This is a genomic window from Enterobacter cloacae complex sp. ECL72 (assembly GCF_019056635.1).
Taxonomy (GTDB): domain Bacteria; phylum Pseudomonadota; class Gammaproteobacteria; order Enterobacterales; family Enterobacteriaceae; genus Enterobacter; species Enterobacter hormaechei_C.
The window spans coordinates 297356-317507 of record NZ_CP077659.1; the positions used below are offsets into that span (position 1 = coordinate 297356).

13 protein-coding genes and 1 pseudogene are annotated in these 20152 nt (G+C 54.8%); 6 read left to right on the forward strand and 8 right to left on the reverse strand.

What is annotated here, in order from left to right; translation table 11 throughout:
- Positions 1-18: 18 nt before the first annotated feature.
- From KTH07_RS01430 to aroP, 3 genes are all read right to left on the reverse strand, one after another.
- Positions 19-969, reverse strand: a complete 951-nt coding sequence (locus tag KTH07_RS01430; protein WP_063162017.1) for a family 43 glycosylhydrolase — start codon at positions 967-969, stop codon at positions 19-21.
- Between the two features lie 10 nt (positions 970-979).
- Complete coding sequence (locus KTH07_RS01435; protein ID WP_032620921.1) at positions 980-2377, reverse strand: glycoside-pentoside-hexuronide (GPH):cation symporter; 1398 nt, start codon at positions 2375-2377, stop codon at positions 980-982.
- 164 nt (positions 2378-2541) lie between these two features.
- The gene (aroP, locus tag KTH07_RS01440) at positions 2542-3912 is read right to left on the reverse strand and encodes an aromatic amino acid transporter AroP (protein WP_015572685.1); all 1371 of its coding nucleotides are present in this window, start codon (positions 3910-3912) and stop codon (positions 2542-2544) included.
- A 537-nt stretch (positions 3913-4449) separates the two neighbouring features.
- On the opposite strand from aroP, the gene pdhR reads away from it, so the two are divergent.
- The 4 genes from pdhR (at position 4450) to lpdA (ending at position 11511) form a co-directional block, all read left to right on the forward strand.
- The gene (pdhR, locus tag KTH07_RS01445; protein WP_015572686.1) at positions 4450-5214 is read left to right on the forward strand and encodes a pyruvate dehydrogenase complex transcriptional repressor PdhR; all 765 of its coding nucleotides are present in this window, start codon (positions 4450-4452) and stop codon (positions 5212-5214) included.
- 123 nt (positions 5215-5337) lie between these two features.
- Complete coding sequence (gene aceE / locus KTH07_RS01450) at positions 5338-8001, forward strand: pyruvate dehydrogenase (acetyl-transferring), homodimeric type (protein WP_003856315.1); 2664 nt, start codon at positions 5338-5340, stop codon at positions 7999-8001.
- Between the two features lie 14 nt (positions 8002-8015).
- Positions 8016-9911 carry a pyruvate dehydrogenase complex dihydrolipoyllysine-residue acetyltransferase gene (gene aceF / locus KTH07_RS01455; protein WP_017694504.1) on the forward strand — a complete coding sequence of 632 codons (1896 nt, stop codon included), beginning with the start codon at positions 8016-8018 and terminating at the stop codon, positions 9909-9911.
- A gap of 175 nt (positions 9912-10086) precedes the next feature.
- Positions 10087-11511, forward strand: coding sequence for a dihydrolipoyl dehydrogenase (gene lpdA, locus KTH07_RS01460; protein ID WP_217310948.1), 1425 nt, complete (start codon positions 10087-10089; stop codon positions 11509-11511).
- A 52-nt stretch (positions 11512-11563) separates the two neighbouring features.
- Here lpdA and KTH07_RS01465 read toward each other — a convergent pair whose 3' ends face one another.
- Both KTH07_RS01465 and KTH07_RS01470 read right to left on the reverse strand, forming a co-directional pair.
- The gene (locus KTH07_RS01465; RefSeq protein ID WP_023303085.1) at positions 11564-12355 is read right to left on the reverse strand and encodes a DUF2950 family protein; all 792 of its coding nucleotides are present in this window, start codon (positions 12353-12355) and stop codon (positions 11564-11566) included.
- Between the two features lie 10 nt (positions 12356-12365).
- Positions 12366-13820: a DUF3300 domain-containing protein gene (locus KTH07_RS01470; RefSeq protein ID WP_023303086.1), complete on the reverse strand. Its 1455-nt coding sequence runs from the start codon at positions 13818-13820 to the stop codon at positions 12366-12368.
- Positions 13821-14712: 892 nt separating this feature from the next.
- On the opposite strand from KTH07_RS01470, the pseudogene acnB reads away from it, so the two are divergent.
- Positions 14713-17311: pseudogene (gene acnB, locus KTH07_RS01475) on the forward strand (bifunctional aconitate hydratase 2/2-methylisocitrate dehydratase).
- 214 nt (positions 17312-17525) lie between these two features.
- Positions 17526-17888 carry a protein YacL gene (gene yacL / locus KTH07_RS01480; protein WP_015572693.1) on the forward strand — a complete coding sequence of 121 codons (363 nt, stop codon included), beginning with the start codon at positions 17526-17528 and terminating at the stop codon, positions 17886-17888.
- A 31-nt stretch (positions 17889-17919) separates the two neighbouring features.
- Here the strand turns inward: yacL and speD are convergent, their stop codons facing one another.
- From speD to KTH07_RS01495, 3 genes are all read right to left on the reverse strand, one after another.
- A complete protein-coding gene (speD, locus tag KTH07_RS01485) occupies positions 17920-18714 on the reverse strand; it encodes an adenosylmethionine decarboxylase (RefSeq protein WP_017383765.1) in 795 nt (264 codons plus the stop codon).
- Positions 18715-19584, reverse strand: coding sequence for a polyamine aminopropyltransferase (gene speE, locus KTH07_RS01490; protein ID WP_015572694.1), 870 nt, complete (start codon positions 19582-19584; stop codon positions 18715-18717).
- Positions 19585-19685: 101 nt separating this feature from the next.
- Positions 19686-20033 carry a YacC family pilotin-like protein gene (locus KTH07_RS01495; RefSeq protein WP_003856306.1) on the reverse strand — a complete coding sequence of 116 codons (348 nt, stop codon included), beginning with the start codon at positions 20031-20033 and terminating at the stop codon, positions 19686-19688.
- Positions 20034-20152: the final 119 nt, after the last annotated feature.

Below are 20152 nucleotides of genomic sequence, written 5' to 3' on the forward strand. Positions count from 1 at the left end.
GCCAGCGCGCCGAAGCCGTTACAGCGTATCTGCGGGCGGGATGCCGAAATCAGGCATCCCGTTTTCGTTCCAGCGGATGAGTTTCAGGCGAGTATGGCGATTGGGATCGTAAAGCGGAGCGCCTTCAATTTCAGTGTAGTTTCGCGCGTGGTAGACCAGCACATCTTCGCCTTCCGGCGTCTGCGTAAAGCTGTTATGGCCTGGCCCATACTGACGGTTTTCGTAGCTGGTGACAAACACCGGGCGCGGGGATTTATGCCAGTTAGCCGGGTTTTGCGGATCGGCATTCAGGTCTGCCCACAGTAATCCCATGCAGTAGTTCTCGTCGGTGGCGCTGGCGGAATAGCTGATAAACAGCTTATCGCCATGGAACAGCACCGCCGGGCCTTCGTTGACCCAGAACCCACGGCACTCCCAGTCATATTCCGGTTTACTGAGCATCACCGGCTCGCCTTTCAGCGTCCACGGATTTTCCATTTCACACAGGTAAAGATTGGAGTTACCGGAAATATCCGGGGCTTTTTGCGCCCACAGATACCAGCGTTTACCCTGATGAACAAAGGTGGTGGCATCCAGCGCGAAGGTGTCAAACGGGGTTTTGATTTGCCCTTTTTCCACCCACGTACCGGTGAGCGGATCGCCGTCTGCGCATTCAATGGCAAACATGCGATGCTGGAACATCCCGAGCTGATCAAGCGCCTGGGTATGCGTGGCGGCAAAATAGATGTACCACCTGCCGTCGATATGATGCAGCTCCGGTGCCCAGATCAGCTGGCTCATCGGGCCGGTGTCGGGCTTGCGCCAGACAACCACCTCTTCGGCATCGCGTAAACCTTCCAGCGAGTCCGCGCAGCGGATCGCCAGCCGATCGTACTCCGGTACGGAGGCGATAAAGTAATATTGCCCATCGTGACGCAGGATATACGGGTCGGCGCGTTGTTCAATAAACGGGTTTGGCCAGGTTTGCATTCGGCTTTCCTTATTTAGTCTCAGCGGCTTTGAGTTCCTGATAATTGTTCAGCTCGCGATAGTTGGTGCGACGCTTTTCCAGATCGGACTGGATCTGCTTCATGGTCTCACGGTCCACTTTCAGCAGACGTACTACGCCCGCGGTAATTAAGTATCCAATGCCGGGAATGACGGTAAACAGCAGCACGATCCCGTTGATGGCGTCCGCGCTCTGCGCTTTTGCGCCCGCGTCGTAGCCGTACCAGGAGAGCAGGAAGCCGACCATTGCCCCGGCAATCGCCAGACCCAGCTTCAGGAAGAAGATGTTGCCGGAGAAGCTGATCCCGGTGATGCGTTTCCCGGTTTTCCACTCGCCGTAGTCATCCACGTCGGCCATCAGGGACCAGTGCAGCGGTGACGGGATCTGGTGCAGGATGTTCAGCAGGACGTAGAGCACGACAATAGTTGTCGTCGCTTTCGGGTCGAAGAAGTAAAAGGCGCAGGAGAAAATCGCCAGCACGATGTTGGTCCAGAAGAAGACCTTCAGCTTACACCAGCGGTCGGTCAGCACTTTCGCCAGCATACTGCCGAACATCATGCCGACCACGCCCAGGCTGATAAACAGCGTGGCGAAATGGGTGCTTTGCCCCATGACCCAGGTGACGTAATACATGGTGGCCGCCATGCGGATAAAGCCAGGGCAGACGTTGCACAGGGTTAACAGCAGGATCCGCACCCACTGGTCGTTCTTCCACACGTCTTTCAGGTCGTTTTTCAGTTCGTCATGGGTTTGCACCGCCGGACGCACGCGCTCGCGCACCGTGGCGAAGCAGAACAGGAACATGCAGGTACCAATCAGCGCCAGCACGGTCATCGCCATCTGGTAGCCTTTGGCTTTGTTATCCCCACCGAACCAGTCGGCCATCGGCAGGAGCGTTAGCGACAGCAGCAGAGTGGCGATACCAACCATAACAAAACGGTAGGACTGGCAGGCAACGCGCTCTTTCGGGTCGTTGGTGATCACTCCGCCCAGCGAGCAGTAGGGAATGTTGATAGCCGTATAGGTCAGCGACAGCAGGAAGTAGGTGACAAAGGCATAGATAACTTTGCTGTTATAGCTCCACTCCGGCGTGGTGAACATCAGAATGCTGAACAGCGCATAGGGGAAGGCAATCCACAGCAGCCATGGACGAAACCGGCCATATTTGCTGCGGGTACGGTCGGCAATCGCGCCCATAATTGGGTCCGTGATGGCATCAATGACGCGTACGGACAGGAGTAAAACGCCAACCAGTGCAGGAGCAAGACCAAAAATATCCGTATAAAAGTAGTTAACAAATAACATGATGGCGCCAAAGATAATGTTGCATCCGGCGTCACCCATGCCATAGCCGATCTTTTCTTTTACTGACAGTTTGTTGTTATTCATCGACAGCTCTCCGGGTTTCGGTATGGAGAGAATTATTCGCTGGCAAACGAATATATGCGTTGCAATATAAAGGCGGTGATATGGAGGATTTTGCTGTAGGCGCGAATTTGTGAGGAAGGTAACAAGACGCTGTACCCGCAACCGCGAGTACAGCGAGAAAACACTTAGTGCGCTTTCACCGTTTTGGCATTTTTCTGTTTCACCATATAACCCACGCCGAGGATCGCAATCCAGACCGGGATCAGGTAGACGGAAATCGCCATGCCTGGGGTGATGAGCATGATGACCAGCACAGCAGCCATGAACAGCAGGCAAACCCAGTTCCCCAGCGGATAGAGCAGGGCAGGGAAGCGCGTGGTTACGCCCTGCTGGTGCTTGGCGCGGCGGAACTTGATGTGCGCGAGGCTAATCATCGCCCAGTTAATCACCAGCGCGGAAACCACCAGCGCCATCAGCAGACCGAAGGCAGATTCCGGTGCCAGGTAGTTAATCAGAACGCACAGCGCCGTCACGACCGCCGACACGATGATGGTATTAACCGGTACGCCACGCTTATCAACGGTAAGCAGCGCTTTCGGTGCGTTGCCCTGTTGCGCCAGGCCGAACAGCATACGGCTGTTGCAGTAAACGCAGCTGTTATAAACGGAGAGCGCGGCGGTCAGCACCACGACGTTGAGCGCGTTCGCCACGAAGGTGTCGCCCAGCTCGTGGAAGATGAGCACAAACGGGCTGGTATCCGCCGTCACGCGCGTCCATGGCAGCAGGGAGAGCAGGACCGCCAGGGAGCCCACATAGAAGATCAGAATACGGTAGATAACCTGGTTAGTGGCTTTCGGGATGCTCTGCTCCGGGTTGTCGGCTTCCGCGGCGGTGATGCCCACCAGCTCCAGACCGCCGAAGGAGAACATGATAATTGCCATCATCATCACCAGACCGGTCATGCCGTGCGGCAGGAACCCGCCTTGCTCCCAAAGGTTGCGCACGGTGGCCTGCGGACCGCCGTTGCCGCTGAACAGCAGCCAGCCGCCGAAGATGATCATCGCTACAACGGCAATCACTTTGATGATGGCAAACCAGAACTCCATCTCACCAAACACTTTTACGTTGGTCAGGTTAATGGCATTGATAATGACGAAGAAGGCCGCCGCAGACGCCCAGGTGGGGATCTCCGGGTACCAGAACTGAATGTATTTCCCAACGGCGGTCAGCTCGGCCATGGCAACCAGAACGTACAGAACCCAGTAGTTCCACCCCGAGGCGAAACCTGCGAAGCTGCCCCAGTATTTATAGGCGAAGTGGCTGAATGAGCCTGCGACCGGCTCCTCAACAACCATTTCACCTAACTGGCGCATAATCAGAAATGCAATAAAACCCGCAATCGCGTACCCCAGAATAATGCCCGGACCGGCCGACTGGATAACCGATGCACTGCCCAGAAACAGGCCAGTACCAATAGCACCGCCCAGGGCGATGAGCTGAATATGGCGGTTTTTAAGGCCGCGCTTTAGCTGATCGCCATGCTGTTGAGCTTCCATTTGAAACCTCGTGTGTGGTTGTTATGTTCACGCTGTGCGTGTGTAATTATGAAAGTCCATATTCTGTATTTATTTCTTTACGGTTAACGATACCGAAAAAAGCGGAGATGGCTTCCGTTAGCGCAAGAATAGTGGTAAGCGCCAGCGAATGCACCTGCTTTATGAAGGGATGAAGACGACTTGAATAAAAAGAAACCAATTGTAAATCGGTACGTTAACCCCTCATACCCCAACCTATAGAATAGAAATGCGTCAGAAGAGGGCGAATTTTCATTTTTTGCCTTGTTGAATCGCTTCAGATTGCAAAAGCCCTCGTTTCATTATGGTTAAAACTGCCTCTTTGGTAGTAACCATTTCATTTGTGCAAAGTTACATTCCTGAAACGTTAGTTCTGTAAGGTTGTTAAAATGTGCCGGGTTTACTGATTTCAATCAAAACCAATATGGACAGAAGGTGAATACTTTGTTACTTTAGCGATACGAACATGAAATTGGTAAGACCAATTGACTCCGGGCAAAAAGGCGTAAGACAGGGAATATGGCCTACAGCAAAATTCGCCAACCAAAACTTTCTGATGTGATTGAGCAGCAGCTGGAGTTTTTGATTCTCGAAGGGACACTGCGCCCGGGCGAGAAGCTCCCGCCAGAACGCGAGCTGGCAAAACAGTTCGACGTTTCACGCCCCTCTCTGCGTGAGGCGATTCAACGTCTCGAAGCAAAGGGCCTGTTGCTCCGTCGCCAGGGTGGCGGAACCTTTGTGCAAAACAGCCTGTGGCAGAGCTTCAGCGACCCGCTGGTAGAACTTCTCTCTGACCACCCAGAATCCCAGTTTGATCTGCTTGAGACCCGTCACGCGCTGGAAGGTATCGCGGCTTATTACGCCGCCCTTCGCAGCACTGATGAAGACCGCGTACGTATTCGCGAGCTGCATCAGGCCATTGAACGGGCACAGCAGTCCGGCGATTTAGACGCCGAGTCCAATGCCGTCGTCCAGTATCAAATTGCCGTCACCGAAGCGGCGCACAACGTGGTGCTCCTCCATCTGCTACGCTGCATGGAGCCGATGCTGGCCCAGAACGTTCGTCAGAATTTTGAATTGTTGTATGCCCGTCGGGAGATGCTCCCGCTGGTAAGCAACCATCGCACCCGAGTATTCGAGGCGATAATGGCCGGGGAACCGGAGCAGGCGCGCGAAGCGTCGCACCGCCATCTGGCTTTCATTGAGGAAATCTTGCTGGACCGCAGCCGTGAACAATCGCGTCGCGAACGTTCATTACGCCGCATACAGCAACGAAAGGATTAAGCGCCAGGTACTTTTAGAGCGCGGCAACTAAACGCAGAACCTGTCTTATTGTGTTTTCTGGCGAAAATACAATGGGACAGGTTCCAGACAAATCAACGTATTAGATAGATAAGGAATACCCCCATGTCAGAACGTCTCCAAAATGACGTGGATCCGATCGAAACTCGCGACTGGCTACAGGCGATCGAATCGGTCATCCGTGAAGAAGGTGTTGAGCGCGCTCAGTATCTGATTGATCAGCTGCTTTCAGAAGCACGCAAAGGCGGCGTGAAAGTGGCTTCAGGTGCAGGGGCTAGCAACTACGTAAACACGATTGCCGTCGAAGACGAACCGGAATACCCGGGCAATCTGGATCTGGAACGCCGTATCCGTTCTGCTATCCGCTGGAACGCCATCATGACCGTTCTGCGCGCATCCAAGAAGGACCTGGAACTGGGTGGCCACATGGCGTCCTTCCAGTCTTCTGCGACCATTTACGAAGTGTGCTTCAACCACTTCTTCCGTGCAGCTAACGAGAAAGATGGCGGCGATCTGGTGTACTTCCAGGGCCACATCTCTCCGGGCATCTATGCACGTGCCTTCCTGGAAGGTCGTCTGACTGAAGAGCAGATGAACAACTTCCGTCAGGAAGTTCACGGTAAGGGTCTGTCTTCTTACCCGCACCCTAAACTGATGCCTGAGTTCTGGCAGTTCCCGACCGTATCTATGGGTCTGGGTCCAATCGGTGCGATCTATCAGGCTAAATTCCTGAAGTACCTGGAACACCGTGGTCTGAAAGACACCTCTGAGCAGACCGTTTACGCCTTCCTGGGCGACGGTGAAATGGATGAGCCAGAATCTAAAGGCGCGATCACCATCGCGACCCGTGAGAAGCTGGACAACCTGTGCTTCATCATCAACTGTAACCTGCAACGTCTGGATGGTCCGGTAACCGGTAACGGCAAGATCATCAACGAACTGGAAGGCATCTTCGCAGGTGCTGGCTGGAACGTGATCAAAGTGATGTGGGGCGGTCGTTGGGATGAGCTGCTGCGTAAAGACACCAGCGGTAAACTGATCCAGCTGATGAACGAAACCGTTGACGGCGACTACCAGACCTTCAAATCCAAAGACGGTGCCTACGTTCGTGAGCACTTCTTCGGCAAATATCCTGAAACCGCAGCCCTGGTTGCAGACTGGACTGACGAGCAGATCTGGGCGCTGAACCGCGGTGGTCACGATCCGAAGAAAGTTTACGCTGCACTGAAAAAAGCGCGTGAAACCAAAGGTAAAGCGACTGTGATCCTGGCCCACACCATCAAAGGTTACGGCATGGGTGATACCGCAGAAGGTAAAAACATCGCTCACCAGGTTAAGAAAATGAACATGGACGGCGTGCGTTATATCCGCGACCGTTTCAACGTTCCAGTGACCGATGAGCAGGTAGAAAAACTGTCTTACATCACCTTCCCGGAAGGTTCTGAAGAGCACAAGTACCTGCACGAACGTCGTCAGGCGCTGAAAGGCTACCTGCCTGCTCGTCAGCCTAACTTCACCGAGAAGCTGGAACTGCCAGCGCTGGAAGATTTCTCTCAGCTGCTGGAAGAGCAGAACAAAGAGATCTCTACCACTATCGCTTTCGTTCGTGCCCTGAACGTGATGCTGAAGAACAAGTCGATCAAAGATCGTCTGGTTCCAATCATCGCCGACGAAGCGCGTACTTTCGGTATGGAAGGTCTGTTCCGTCAGATCGGTATCTACAGCCCGAACGGTCAGCAGTACACCCCGCAGGACCGTGAGCAGGTTGCATACTACAAAGAAGACGAGAAAGGTCAGATCCTTCAGGAAGGTATCAACGAACTGGGTGCAGGCGCATCCTGGCTGGCTGCTGCGACTTCTTACAGCACCAACAACCTGCCGATGATCCCGTTCTACATCTACTACTCCATGTTCGGGTTCCAGCGTATCGGTGACCTGTGCTGGCAGGCAGGCGACCAGCAGGCTCGCGGCTTCCTGATCGGTGGTACTTCTGGTCGTACGACCCTGAACGGTGAAGGTCTACAGCACGAAGATGGTCACAGCCACATTCAGTCTCTGACTATCCCTAACTGTATCTCTTACGACCCGTCTTACGCGTACGAAGTGGCAGTCATCATGCATGACGGCTTGCAGCGCATGTACGGTGAAGCGCAAGAGAATATTTACTACTACATCACCACCCTGAACGAAAACTACCACATGCCGGCAATGCCAGCAGGTGCCGAGGAAGGTATCCGTAAAGGTATCTACAAACTCGAAACCATCGAAGGTAGCAAAGGTAAAGTTCAGCTGCTGGGCTCCGGTTCTATCCTGCGTCACGTTCGTGAAGCAGCGCAGATCCTGGCGAAAGACTACGGTGTGGGTTCCGATGTGTACTCTGTTACCTCCTTCACTGAACTGGCGCGTGATGGCCAGGATTGTGAGCGCTGGAACATGCTGCACCCAATGGAAACCCCACGCGTTCCGTACATCGCTCAGGTGATGAACGACGCGCCAGCGGTGGCGTCTACTGACTATATGAAACTGTTCGCTGAGCAGGTTCGTACTTACGTTCCAGCTGATGATTATCGCGTACTGGGTACTGACGGCTTCGGTCGTTCTGACAGCCGCGAAAACCTGCGTCACCACTTCGAAGTTGATGCTTCCTACGTGGTAGTAGCAGCACTGGGCGAACTGGCTAAACGTGGCGAAATCGATAAGAAAGTGGTTGCAGACGCAATCACCAAATTCAACATCGATGCAGATAAAGTTAACCCGCGTCTGGCGTAAGAGGTAAAAGAATAATGGCTATCGAAATCAATGTACCGGACATCGGGGCTGATGAAGTTGAAATCACCGAGATCCTGGTCAAAGTGGGCGACAAAGTTGAAGCTGAACAGTCGCTGATCACCGTAGAAGGCGACAAAGCTTCTATGGAAGTCCCGTCTCCTCAGGCTGGCATCGTTAAAGAGATCAAAGTCTCTGTTGGCGATAAAACCGAGACCGGTAAACTGATCATGATTTTCGATTCCGCCGACGGTGCAGCAGCTGCTGCACCTGCGCAGGAAGAGAAGAAAGAAGCAGCACCTGCTGCTGCTCCAGCAGCGGCCGCGGCAGCGAAAGAAGTGAACGTGCCTGACATCGGCGGTGACGAAGTTGAAGTCACTGAAATCCTGGTGAAAGTGGGCGATACCGTTGCGGCCGAGCAGTCACTGATCACCGTAGAAGGCGACAAAGCCTCTATGGAAGTGCCGGCACCGTTCGCGGGTACCGTTAAAGAGATCAAGATCAACACCGGCGACAAAGTGTCTACAGGTTCCCTGATCATGATTTTCGAAGTGGCGGGCGCTGAAGGCGCTGCGGCTCCAGCGAAAGCGGAAGCTGCTCCGGCTCCGGCTGCTGCACCAGCGGCTGCTGGCGGCGTGAAAGACGTTAACGTACCGGACATCGGCGGTGACGAAGTTGAAGTGACCGAAGTGATGGTAAAAGTGGGCGACAAAGTTGCCGCTGAACAGTCACTGATCACCGTTGAAGGCGACAAAGCTTCTATGGAAGTGCCTGCGCCGTTCGCCGGTACCGTTAAAGAGATCAAAATCAACACCGGCGACAAAGTATCTACCGGCTCTCTGATCATGGTCTTCGAAGTGGAAGGCGCAGCACCTGCCGCCGCTCCAGCTGCCGCGGCTGCTCCGGCACCGGCTGCTGCACCGGCTCAGGCTGCTAAACCGGCTGCTGCCCCTGCTGCTAAAGCAGAAAAATCTGAGTTCGCTGAAAACGACGCTTACGTCCACGCGACTCCGCTGATTCGTCGCCTGGCGCGCGAATTCGGTGTGAACCTGGCGAAAGTGAAGGGCACTGGTCGTAAAGGCCGTATCCTGCGCGAAGACGTTCAGGCTTACGTGAAAGATGCGGTGAAACGCGCCGAAGCTGCACCTGCTGCTGCCGGTGGCGGTATCCCGGGCATGCTGCCATGGCCGAAAGTGGACTTCAGCAAGTTCGGTGAAATCGAAGAAGTGGAACTGGGCCGTATCCAGAAAATCTCGGGTGCTAACCTGAGCCGTAACTGGGTAATGATCCCGCACGTTACCCACTTCGATAAGACCGATATCACCGATCTGGAAGCGTTCCGTAAACAGCAGAACGCCGAAGCTGAGAAGCGTAAGCTGGACGTGAAGTTCACTCCAGTGGTCTTCATCATGAAAGCGGTTGCCGCTGCCCTTGAGCAGATGCCTCGCTTCAACAGCTCCCTGTCCGAAGACGGCCAGAAGCTGACGCTGAAGAAGTACATCAACATCGGTGTTGCGGTTGATACGCCAAATGGTCTGGTTGTTCCGGTCTTCAAAGACGTGAACAAGAAGAGCGTCACTGAGCTGTCCCGTGAACTGACCACCATCTCCAAAAAAGCGCGTGATGGTAAGCTGACTGCCGGCGAAATGCAGGGCGGCTGCTTCACTATCTCCAGCATCGGCGGCCTGGGTACCACCCACTTCGCACCGATTGTGAACGCGCCGGAAGTGGCTATCCTCGGTGTGTCCAAGTCCGCGATGGAGCCGGTGTGGAATGGCAAAGAGTTCGTGCCGCGTCTGATGATGCCAATCTCTCTGTCCTTCGACCACCGCGTGATCGACGGGGCTGATGGTGCGCGTTTCATCACCATCATCAACAACATGCTGAGCGACATTCGCCGCTTGGTGATGTAATCGAAAAGCCGGCCAGTCGGCCGGCTTTTTTCTGATAATCTCATGGGGTTTTTGAGGTTATTGGTGAAAGCGATAATTCGTGAGCCGTTTGTTGTTTCAAAATTGTTAACAATTTTGTAAAATACGGGCGGATAGAACGACCCGGTGGACGACGGGTATACATTAAGAGGTCATGATGAGCACAGAAATCAAAACTCAGGTCGTAGTACTTGGGGCAGGCCCGGCAGGTTACTCCGCAGCATTTCGCGCCGCGGATTTAGGTCTGGAAACCGTCATCGTAGAACGTTACAGCACCCTCGGCGGTGTTTGTCTGAACGTCGGCTGTATCCCTTCTAAAGCGCTGCTGCACGTAGCGAAAGTTATCGAAGAAGCCAAAGCGCTGGCTGAACACGGTATCGTCTTCGGCGAGCCGAAAACCGACATCGACAAAATTCGTACCTGGAAAGAGAAAGTTATCACTCAGCTGACCGGCGGTCTGGCGGGTATGGCCAAAGGCCGTAAAGTGAAAGTGGTAAACGGTCTGGGTAAATTCACCGGTGCGAACACCCTGGAAGTGGAAGGCGAAAACGGCAAAACCGTGATTAACTTCGACAACGCGATCATCGCGGCAGGCTCTCGCCCAATCGAACTGCCATTCATTCCACATGAAGATCCACGCGTGTGGGATTCCACCGATGCGCTGGAGCTGAAAACCGTTCCTAAGCGCCTGCTGGTTATGGGCGGCGGTATCATCGGTCTGGAAATGGGTACCGTGTACCATGCGCTGGGTTCAGAGATCGACGTGGTTGAAATGTTCGACCAGGTTATCCCGGCTGCCGACAAAGACATCGTTAAAGTCTTCACCAAACGCATCAGCAAGAAATTCAACCTGATGCTGGAAACCAAAGTGACTGCCGTTGAAGCGAAAGAAGACGGTATTTACGTTTCCATGGAAGGCAAAAAAGGCCCTTCCGAACCACAGCGTTACGACGCCGTGCTGGTGGCTATCGGTCGTGTGCCGAACGGTAAAAACCTCGACGCGGGCAAAGCTGGCGTGGAAGTGGACGACCGTGGCTTCATCCGCGTTGACAAACAGCTGCGCACCAACGTGCCGCACATCTTTGCTATCGGCGATATCGTCGGTCAGCCAATGCTGGCGCACAAAGGTGTTCACGAAGGTCACGTTGCCGCTGAAGTTATCGCCGGCATGAAGCACTACTTCGATCCGAAAGTGATCCCATCTATCGCCTACACCGAGCCAGAAGTTGCATGGGTCGGTCTGACTGAGAAAGAAGCGAAAGAGAAAGGCATCAGCTACGAAACCGCCACCTTCCCGTGGGCTGCTTCTGGCCGTGCTATCGCGTCCGACTGCGCAGACGGTATGACCAAACTGATCTTCGACAAAGAGACTCACCGCGTGATCGGTGGTGCGATTGTCGGTACCAACGGCGGCGAGCTGCTGGGTGAAATCGGTCTGGCTATCGAAATGGGCTGTGACGCGGAAGACATCGCGCTGACCATCCACGCTCACCCGACTCTGCACGAGTCCGTGGGCCTGGCGGCAGAAGTGTTTGAAGGTAGCATCACCGACCTGCCAAACGCGAAAGCGAAGAAGAAATAAGTTTCTTCAGATGAAAAAAGCGGCCTCAGGCCGCTTTTTTTATGCGCCGCGTTCAGGGGGGGACAGGCTGCCAGGTTTTATCCGGGTGGTATGCAGCGAGCGCCTGCGCTTTTTGTGCCGAATCGTTGCCGAGGTCTGCCTGATGCACCTTGTCATCCTGGTTAACGACAAAGCTCATTACCCCCGTCTGACCATAGCTCACGGGCCATGCAACCATCGCAAAGCCATTTTTATCCGGCAGAATGCGGAACCGATAACCGTGATAGCCCATACCAGGCTCCGGCGGGCTGAAGGCGGGACCCAGCGGGCTTGGCGCTTCGCCCGGCGAGATGGGCCAGTACAGGCCGTCTTTTAGCCCTGGTGTGCTGACAATCTTGTGCGCATAGCGATGGTTCATGGCGTAGTAGCTCTGCTGTGCGTCGACGTAGGCGTGCAGCGCTCCGATAGCCGCGAGTTCGTTGCGGCCGATTTCGCGGGTCAGGATCTCATTAGCCGCTTTCTGCATATCAAATTGCCAGCCCTCTTTTTTCTTCACTACCGGTATGGGGAGTTGCCAGCCGTTATCGCCAACTGACAGATGGGCGATATCGCCGCTGATTTCGGTACGATGGTTAATCTTCCAGTCACGCAGGAATCGAGCTACCGCCTCCGGATCAACCCCTTCAGGTGGCAGATAGTCGCGCCAGTTATCCCCCAGCAGGTCGGCCATCGCGCTCTCATTCTGCTCGCTGATGGCCTTCGTCAGGGCATTGGCCGCCTGCTCAGGCGTGGAGAAAGATTGCTGGGCGCAGGCGAAGGTGGATACCATCAACAACAGCATTCCACCGATCGGTTTCATGTTCATAGCGGCTTCCTTAACGACGATGGAATTCACGGTGTTCGGTATGATGTTCGGACAGCTGCTGGCGGCTTTCCAGCCCGCGCTGGTGCTGGGCCTGCCAGTTGGCCGAGCGGCTGTCGTTGCCGCTCAGGGCGTTTGCCCGCAGCGGCTGATGCTGAACCTGCGTCGGGCGTCTGGTTTGCGCAAGAGTATTATTCATCTGTTGTGCGTGGGGCCGCGCGCTGTCGTAGCCGCGATAGTTGCTGCGCTGAGAGAGCTGCTTCAGCTGCTGCGCGGACGCTGAATGTTGCGGGAAATGCGCGTCGCCATGCTGTAGCTGTGTGAGGGTTTTGCCCGTCGACTGCTGTATCTGCGCCATCGCAGCCTGCCGCTGGCTATCGCGGTTGACCGTCTGCTGCCGGGTAGCGCTCAGCCCTCCCGGCACTGAAGTCTGATGATAGCGGCTGGCAAGCTGGCTATTGGCGTAGGGCACGCCGTTGCGGTAGGCCGGATTATGCTGCCAGACCTGATGATTATCGGTACGGTGCTCGCCGGTGATCTTATTGAAGTTATTAACATTAATATTAATGTTATCGCCGTTATGCGAATAACCGCCGTGGTGATCGTCATCATGATCGTGATGATGTTCGTCGTCATCGTCCCAGTCTATGTTACTGAACAGCGCATAGGTAGTGGCTACGCCGAGGCTATAGCCAAAGCCTCTGACGAAACTATTGGTAAACTGCTGGCCGGGAGACGGGGGCAGATACACAGGCGGATAGCTGGCGTTTGGCCACGTGCCGTAAACGGTGGAAGGGTTGTAGGTAGGGACATAAACCACCTGTGGATCGGCTGGCTCAATTTTAATCACCGTCGGACTAGCCGGCGTTGACGTCGCGGCTGTACTGGCGGAGGCTGGCGCAGATTTTTTCACGGTGGTGACGGTCTGCTGCGGGGTGGATTGCAACGTGCCTGTCTGCTGCGCCAGCAGGCGCAGACGCTGCACGGAATCCATCACATCCTTTGGCTGGGCCAGAAAGGCGTCGCCAAGGCTCTGTACCCACGACGGGTTTTCCCCCATCAGCGACATTAACTGCGGAAAGGCGACCAGCGATTTCACGCTGGCATCCCATGGCTGCCCGCTGACCGCCTGAATGGCGGTATCGCCCTGCATTTTAGGGTTGTCCTTTGACCACTGGGCGGCCTGAATCACGCTCGCCGGATAGGTTGAGGCCATCAGAATTTGCGACAGCAGCGCGTCGGGATAGAGCGCAATGGGCGCTGTCCACTGATCGATCTGCGCGGCGGTATAGGCCGGAGTCGCCACCGGGGCAGGTTGTGCTGTCGGGGCGGGGAGCTGCGGGGCTACCGGCGCAAGTGCGGGAGCGGGTTCCGTTGCGCGGCTTTTAACGAACATGACGCCCGAGGCGGCAAACAGCCCCGCACTGCAAAGCAGAACAAGAAGATGTGGTTTAAAAGGCAACTTCATAGATTGACTCCAACGAGACGAGTGCAGTGCCGTGAGGCGTTGCTGTTGCCGCGAGTATCATTCACCCGTGTTTTACAGTTTTGACTTTTGTTGGGAAACCCTCCGAAGCGTCCGGATAAAGAGTGTGAGTATTTATTACACAATTATATCGGATGGCTGAGCAGGCGACGGACATTCAGAAGGCCGCTCTTGCGAGCGGCCAGCAGCTAGTTGCCGAGGTTGACGACAAACAGCACCATGATGTCGGATATATTCCAGCCACCGTGCAGTGCGGTTAGCAGTAAACCGGTCACAACGATCAGCGCAGTGATTCGCATCTCCATTGCGTGCGTTCCTGTACAGGCTACGCGGGTTCATTCTTCACCGGGAAAGGCAGAACCAGGCAAGTTGGTGTTGCCGCGTAGGTTACGGAACTGCTCCCGGGCCCGGTGACTGGTTGCTACACCAGCGAAGCAGGCCGAGAAGAAGAGTAATCGACTCAGTGGGAATTCAGAAGGCGATAAATGAAGTTAACCGTTTTTTCATTCGAAACAGGAAGGCGCCACGCAAAATTGACATAATGGCTTGCAAGCCAGTGGGGCGTGATGCAAAATTCATTGCGTTGGGGTTGCCGCAAATCTGCCAGCACGGTGTGCTACCACCGCAAGGCAACAAATAAACCGCTATCAGGCGGTTTTTTTGTGTCTGAAATTCGTCTCGTCTCCCCGTTACATCATGCTTAACGATTCAGCAAATTTTTTAATGTTGCTTTTTTGTAAACAGATTAACACTGTGCAGAAATCCTGCTATGCTGCCCGACGCGGTATCGGGCATTTACCCTACAAACTGCTGTCTCACAGGAGCGTGAAGAGAACGCCCGCCGCATATGACAATGAGAGCGAGGAGAACCGTCGTGCTAGAAGAATACCGTAAGCACGTAGCAGAACGTGCCGCCGAGGGAATTGTACCCAAACCGTTAGATGCAACCCAAATGGCCGCGCTCGTCGAGCTGCTGAAGAACCCGCCTGAGGGCGAAGAAGAATTCCTGTTAGATCTGCTGATCAACCGTGTACCGCCTGGCGTAGATGAAGCTGCCTACGTAAAAGCCGGATTCCTTGCCGCCGTTGCCAAAGGCGAAGCCACCTCCCCACTGGTTACTCCTGAAAAAGCGATTGAACTGCTCGGCACCATGCAGGGCGGCTATAACATTCATCCGCTGATTGACGCGCTGGATAACGACAAGCTGGCGCCAATTGCTGCCAAAGCGCTCTCTTCAACGCTATTGATGTTCGATAACTTCTACGATGTGGAAGAAAAAGCCAAAGCAGGCAACGTTTACGCGAAGCAGGTGATGCAGTCCTGGGCCGATGCCGAATGGTTCCTGAACCGCCCTCAGCTTGCTGAAAAAATTACCGTTACCGTCTTTAAAGTGACCGGTGAAACCAACACCGATGACCTTTCTCCGGCGCCGGATGCATGGTCTCGCCCGGATATCCCACTGCACGCCCTGGCGATGCTGAAAAACGCCCGTGAAGGCATTGAGCCGGATCAGCCAGGCGTGGTTGGCCCGATCAAACAGATCGAAGCCCTGCAACAAAAAGGTTTCCCGCTGGCTTACGTCGGTGACGTGGTTGGTACCGGTTCTTCCCGTAAATCCGCCACCAACTCCGTGCTGTGGTTCATGGGCGACGACATTCCGCACGTGCCGAACAAGCGCGGCGGCGGCCTGTGCCTCGGCGGCAAAATTGCGCCAATCTTCTTCAACACCATGGAAGATGCGGGCGCGCTGCCAATTGAAGTGGACGTGAGCAACCTGAACATGGGCGACGTGATTGACGTTTACCCGTATAAAGGCGAAGTGCGCAACCACGAAACCAACGAACTGCTGGCCAGCTTTGAGCTGAAAACCGACGTGCTGATCGACGAAGTGCGTGCCGGTGGCCGTATTCCGCTGATCATCGGCCGTGGCCTGACCACCAAAGCGCGTGAAGCGCTGGGTCTGCCGCACAGTGACGTATTCCGTCAGGCGAAAGACGTGGCCGAGAGCAACCGCGGTTACTCTCTGGCGCAGAAAATGGTGGGTCGCGCCTGCGGCGTCACTGGTATCCGTCCTGGCGCGTACTGCGAACCGAAAATGACCTCCGTGGGGTCTCAGGACACCACTGGCCCAATGACCCGTGATGAACTGAAAGACCTGGCGTGCCTGGGCTTCTCTTCCGATCTGGTGATGCAATCCTTCTGCCACACCGCGGCGTATCCGAAGCCGGTTGACGTAACCACGCACCACACGCTGCCTGACTTCATTATGAACCGTGGCGGTGTCTCCCTGCGTCCGGGCGACGGCGTTATCCACTCCTGGCTGAACCGCATGCTGCTGCCGGATACCGTCGGTACCGGCGGTGACTCCCATACCCGTTTCCCAATCGGGATCTCCTTCCCGGCGGGTTCCGGTCTGGTGGCGTTTGCCGCAGCGACCGGCGTGATGCCGCTGGATATGCCGGAATCGGTGCTGGTGCGCTTCAAAGGTAAAATGCAGCCGGGCATTACCCTGCGCGATCTGGTGCACGCGATCCCGCTGTATGCCATTAAACAGGGTCTGCTGACCGTTGAGAAGAAAGGCAAGAAAAACATCTTCTCTGGCCGCATTCTGGAAATTGAAGGTCTGCCGGATCTGAAAGTGGAGCAGGCGTTCGAGCTGACCGATGCCTCTGCCGAGCGTTCTGCGGCGGGCTGTACCATCAAGCTGAACAAAGAGCCGATTATTGAGTATCTGACCTCCAACATCGTGCTGCTGAAGTGGATGATAGCGGAAGGCTACGGCGACCGTCGTACGCTGGAGCGTCGTATTCAGGGCATGGAAAAATGGCTGGCGGATCCGCAGCTGCTGGAAGCCGACGCTGACGCAGAGTACGCGGCGGTGATTGAGATCGATCTGGCGGATATCAAAGAGCCAATCCTGTGTGCGCCTAACGATCCGGACGATGCGCGTCTGCTCTCTGACGTGCAGGGCGATAAGATCGACGAAGTGTTCATCGGCTCCTGTATGACCAACATCGGCCACTTCCGTGCTGCCGGTAAGCTGCTGGATACCCACAAAGGCCAGCTGCCGACCCGTCTGTGGGTGGCGCCGCCAACCCGTATGGATGCGGCGCAGCTGACCGAAGAGGGCTACTACAGCGTGTTTGGTAAGAGCGGGGCGCGTATCGAAATCCCCTGGCTGTTCCCTGTGTATGGGCAACCAGGCGCGCGTGGCCGACGGTGCGACGGTGGTTTCCACCTCAACCCGTAACTTCCCTAACCGTTTAGGAACCGGGGCGAACGTTTACCTGGCCTCTGCGGAGCTGGCGGCGGTTGCGGCGCTGATTGGCAAACTGCCAACGCCGGAAGAGTACCAGACCTTTGTGGCTCAGGTAGATAAGACGGCGGTGGATACTTATCGTTATCTGAACTTCGACCAGCTCTCTCAGTACACCGAGAAGGCTGACGGGGTGATCTTCCAGACCGCAGTATAAATGCTACCCTCTCCCGTGGGAGAGGGGCTGGGGGTGAGGGCACCAGACCGCTCCGCACCTGACCCATTGCCCGGTGGCGCTACGCTTACCGGGCCTACAAAACCCATCGCAACGTCGGTGGGTTTTTTATTTTCATTCCTCCCGCCTCTCCCGCTTTTTTTTTCTTCCTCGCTGCTGCGATAATTACCCTAATGGCTTTGCAGAGGAAAACGCTATGGATTACGAATTTTTGCGCGACATCACCGGCGTGGTGAAAGTGCGAATGTCGATGGGGCACGAAGCCGTTGGACACTGGTTTAACGAAGAGGTGAAAGAGAACCTTGCGCTGCTGGATGAAGTCGAACAGGCGGCGGAAACGGTGAAAGGCAGTGAACGCTCCTGGCAACGCGCCGGGCACGAATACACGCTGTGGATGGATGGCGAAGAGGTGATGGTGCGCGCCAACCAACTTGAGTTCTCGGGTGATGAGATGGAAGAGGGGATGAGCTACTACGACGAAGAGAGCCTGTCGCTTTGCGGCGTGGAAGACTTCCTGAGCGTGTTGAACGCCTACCGCGATTTTATGCAACAGAAGTAATTCCCCGAAGCGTCCCTGCTCCGGATCACGCTTACACGGTCGGAATGTTACGGCCGTAGTAAATTTCGCGCATCTCTTTCCAGAGCAGGTCGGTAATGACCTTACGCTCTTCTTCACTTAAATCTTCCGGCCTGGTATGGAACATATAGTGCTTAAGATCGAACTCTTTAAGCATCATCTTGGTATGGAAGATATTCTCCTGATAGACGTTCACATCCATCATGTCGTACAGCGACTTCATGTCCTCGGACATGAAGTTCTGAATGGAGTTGATCTCATGATCAATGAAGTGCTTCATGCCGTTGATATCACGGGTAAAACCGCGCACGCGATAATCAATAGTGACGATATCGGATTCCAGCTGGTGGATTAAATAATTCAACGCATTCAGCGGTGAAATCACGCCGCAGGTCGACACTTCAATATCCGCGCGGAAGGTACACAGCCCGCCTTCCGGGTGGCTTTCCGGGTAGGTGTGCACGCAGATGTGGCTTTTATCCAGGTGGGCGACTACCACTTCCGGCAGCGGGCCGGGGTGCTCGGTTTTGTCGATAAGCTTCGGGTCAACCGGCTCTTCACTCACCAGAATGGTGACGCTCGCACCCTGAGGCTCATAATCCTGGCGCGCGATATTCAGGATGTTCGCGCCGATAATCGAGCAGGTCTCTGTCAGGATCTCGGTCAGACGGTTGGCGTTGTAGAGTTCATCGATATAGGCGATGTAACCATCGCGCTCTTCTGCTGTTTTGGCGTAGCAGATATCGTAAATACAAAAACTCAGGCTTTTGGTCAGATTGTTAAAGCCATGCAGTTTAAGCTTTTTCAATTAGTTCACCTCCTTTGAGGACAGCGCGTCTTGCAGATATTGAGGCAACGCAAAGGCTGCGGTGTGGATCGCCGGGTTGTAGTACCGGCACTGGAGTCCGGCCTGGTGGAAGCGGGCCTGCACGATCTCGGTAGAGAGATGGCGCAGAACGTCGTTATCCGTCGCCCAGGCAAAGGTCATGATCCCGCCGTAGTAAGTGGGGATCGCCGCCTGGTAAAAGCTGACGTCAGCAAAATAGGTGCTCAGCTTACGGTGGCTATCAAGCGCTTCATCCTGTTGCAGGAAGCAAACGCCGTTTTGCGCCACAAAAATTCCGCCAGGCTTCAGGCAGCGCTTGCAGCCTTCGTAAAACGACGAGGTAAACAGCGACGCGCCCGGACCGATAGGGTCGGTACAGTCAGAGATAATGACATCAAACGTTTGCGTGGTCTGGTTAACAAAATTGACGCCATCGTCGATAACCAGATTAAACCGCGGATCGTCATAGCTGCCGGCATTATGGTTGGGCAGATACTGGCGGCAGAACGACACCACACCGGCGTCGATTTCCACCATGGTGATGGTTTCGACATTCTGATGGCGAGAGACTTCACGCAGCATCGCGCCGTCGCCGCCGCCGATAATCAGCACGTCCTTCGCGTGGCCGTGGGCCAGCAGCGGGACGTGGGTCATCATTTCGTGATAGATAAACTCGTCGCGCTCGGTGGTTTGCACCACGCCGTCCAGCGCCATCACGCGGCCAAAGGCGGCGTTTTCGAAGATTATCAAATCCTGATGATCGGTTTTCTCATGATAGAGCACGTTATCCACGGCAAAATACTGACCAAACTGGTCATGCAGCGTTTCTTGCCATACCGTTTTTTCGGTCATGGGGAGCACCTCCTTCGTTAACATCCATTACATCCGGCAGATGGGCGCAACACAACACCGCCGTGAGGCGGTTAACGGGTCAACAAGGGGCGTCGGGAAGGTTACTTCACGTAGGCGAGCAGGCTGAGTGAATCGCGAGCCAGCGCTTTGCATTTTTTAGCAGTGGGAATGCCAATACCGCTTAAATCACGGTAGCTGTCTTCACCGAGCGCCTTCATGTCGAAGCTGTCGTAGTTGCTGAGGTCCCATTGGTTCTGCTGGGCAAAAAAGACCAGTGCGCGACGAATTTGCCCATTGGGTAAATTCTGGTAACCACAATCGTTTTTCAGAAAAACAAAAACTGCCGTCAGATCGGCCATATCTTCCGCTTCGTTTTCACTTAGCGCGTAACTGTTCGCACACATCGCCATCAGGCTGGCGAACAAAATTGTTCTGAAAAACGTCTTCATTGCCTTTACCACTGCATCACGGAAAATTAACGTTAGCATACTTGATGCCAGGCCGACGATCTTTATTATTGCCGCCGTGCTTGACCTTCCGGTAAGGGGAGGGTTTATGCTCAAAAGAT

Coding starts and splice junctions, on each gene's coding strand:
- KTH07_RS01465 (WP_023303085.1), bottom strand. CDS start 12,355: ATGAACATGAAACCGATCGGTGGAATGCTGTTGTTGATGGTATCCACC.
- lpdA (WP_217310948.1), top strand. CDS start 10,087: ATGAGCACAGAAATCAAAACTCAGGTCGTAGTACTTGGGGCAGGCCCG.
- KTH07_RS01495 (WP_003856306.1), bottom strand. CDS start 20,033: ATGAAGACGTTTTTCAGAACAATTTTGTTCGCCAGCCTGATGGCGATG.
- aceE (WP_003856315.1), top strand. CDS start 5,338: ATGTCAGAACGTCTCCAAAATGACGTGGATCCGATCGAAACTCGCGAC.
- KTH07_RS01435 (WP_032620921.1), bottom strand. CDS start 2,377: ATGAATAACAACAAACTGTCAGTAAAAGAAAAGATCGGCTATGGCATG.
- yacL (WP_015572693.1), top strand. CDS start 17,526: ATGGATTACGAATTTTTGCGCGACATCACCGGCGTGGTGAAAGTGCGA.
- pdhR (WP_015572686.1), top strand. CDS start 4,450: ATGGCCTACAGCAAAATTCGCCAACCAAAACTTTCTGATGTGATTGAG.
- KTH07_RS01430 (WP_063162017.1), bottom strand. CDS start 969: ATGCAAACCTGGCCAAACCCGTTTATTGAACAACGCGCCGACCCGTAT.
- speE (WP_015572694.1), bottom strand. CDS start 19,584: ATGACCGAAAAAACGGTATGGCAAGAAACGCTGCATGACCAGTTTGGT.
- aroP (WP_015572685.1), bottom strand. CDS start 3,912: ATGGAAGCTCAACAGCATGGCGATCAGCTAAAGCGCGGCCTTAAAAAC.
- KTH07_RS01470 (WP_023303086.1), bottom strand. CDS start 13,820: ATGAAGTTGCCTTTTAAACCACATCTTCTTGTTCTGCTTTGCAGTGCG.
- aceF (WP_017694504.1), top strand. CDS start 8,016: ATGGCTATCGAAATCAATGTACCGGACATCGGGGCTGATGAAGTTGAA.